Consider the following 1,510-nt stretch of genomic DNA (forward strand, 5'->3'; position numbering starts at 1 on the left):
CTTCTCCACCGCCCAGATCGTCTACGGCGTGGCGGTGGTCCAGCACCTGGCGCTGTGGCTGCCCACCACCCTGGCGGCCTCGGCCTGCGCGGCGGGGGTGGCCCTGGGGCTGGTCTCGGTGTGCCGGACACGCGACCAGGCCCAGATGCTGTCGACCTTCGTGATCCTGGTCCTGGCGGCGATCGGCGGCAGCATGGTGCCGCGCTTCCTGATGCCGCCGTGGCTGCAGGCGGTCGGCTGGTTCACGCCCCACGCCTGGACCATCGACGCCTATCAGGCGATCCTCTGGCGCGACGCCGGGATCGGCGGCGTGTATAAGGCCTGGTGCGTGCTGACCGTGGTCGGGCTCTTCGGCCTGGTGGTCGCGCACACATTGGCTCGCCGGCTTCGGCGGTGATCCGGATGACGATGGCGACCCTCGGTCTCGACCTGGCCCTGTTCCTGGCGGCCCTGGCCTTCATGGAAGGCTTCGCCTGGGTCACGCATCGCTATGTGATGCACGGCTGGGGGTGGGCCTGGCACCGTTCGCACCACGAGCCGCGCACCGGCCGCTTCGAGCTGAACGACCTGTTCGCGGTGGTGTTCGCCGCGCCGGCCATCGTGGCGATCTATTTCGGGGTGCACGGCATACCCTGGCTGCTGCCGGTCGGCCTGGGGATCACGGCCTACGGCGCGATCTACGCGGTGTTCCACGACGGCATGGTGCATCAGCGGTTCAAGGTTCCGCTGGGCCGTTCGCGCTATTGGAAGCAACTGATCCAGGCCCACCGGATCCACCACGCGGTCCACACCAAGCACGGGGCGGTGTCGTTCGGTTTCCTGCTGGCCCGGCCGGTGCGGGAGCTGAAGGCCAAGCTGCGAGAACGCGGAGTCGACGCCTAGCCGCCGACCGCAAGAGGGAGGGGACCATGACCGAGACACCGATCAGGACGCCCTGGCGCCTGTGGCTGGTGGGCGTCGTCGCCGTGCTGTTCAACAGCATCGGCGTTTTCGACTTCGTGATGACCATGGCGCAGGGCTCGGCCTACATGGCCGGCGCGGGCATGACCCCGGCCCAGATCGACCACTACCAGCACATGCCGGCCTGGATGACCCTGGACTGGGCGGTCGGAGTGTTCGGCGCGTTCGCGGGGTCGGTGCTGATCCTGCTGCGCAACAAACTGGCCTGGCCGGTGCTGGCCGTGTCGCTGGCGGCCTGCCTGCTCAGCGTGGCCTACACCTATGTGCTGACCGACGGCGGCAAGATCATGGGCTCGCAGATGGCGATCACCAGCGCGGTGATCGCTGGGCTGCTGGCGTTTTTCACCTGGTACGCGTGGTAGATGACGCGGCGCGGGGTGCTGCGTTAGGGCTGAGCCGCGACCACTTGCCCCCTACGGATCGCTTCGCGATCGTCTTCCCCCATAGGGGGAAGAGGCTTGGCTGGCGCGGCGCGTCCTCCGCCCCGATGGGGGCGGACAGACCGCGAAGCGGTCAGGTGGGGGCAAGTGAGTGAGCCTAGAAGTTCAGA

At 68.4% G+C, this 1,510-nt stretch carries 3 protein-coding genes; all 3 read left to right on the plus strand.

The genetic code is table 11. The annotated features are described in order from the left end of the window. Positions 1-397 (plus strand): ABC transporter permease (locus tag AC1DZ6_RS25040; protein WP_477099795.1); only part of this gene is annotated, 397 nt, incomplete at its 5' end. 5 nt (positions 398-402) lie between these two features. After that, the gene (locus AC1DZ6_RS25045; protein ID WP_477099796.1) at positions 403-882 is read left to right on the plus strand and encodes a sterol desaturase family protein; all 480 of its coding nucleotides are present in this window, start codon (positions 403-405) and stop codon (positions 880-882) included. Between the two features lie 26 nt (positions 883-908). Continuing rightward, complete coding sequence (locus AC1DZ6_RS25050; protein ID WP_477099797.1) at positions 909-1,322, plus strand: hypothetical protein; 414 nt, start codon at positions 909-911, stop codon at positions 1,320-1,322. Positions 1,323-1,510: the final 188 nt, after the last annotated feature.

The organism is Caulobacter sp. P1_B12_2, assembly GCF_056406675.1.

What these genes read in the sequence shown, in the direction of transcription:
- AC1DZ6_RS25045 (WP_477099796.1), top strand. Translation starts at nt 403, where the DNA reads ATGACGATGGCGACCCTCGGTCTCGACCTGGCCCTGTTCCTGGCGGCC.
- AC1DZ6_RS25050 (WP_477099797.1), top strand. Translation starts at nt 909, where the DNA reads ATGACCGAGACACCGATCAGGACGCCCTGGCGCCTGTGGCTGGTGGGC.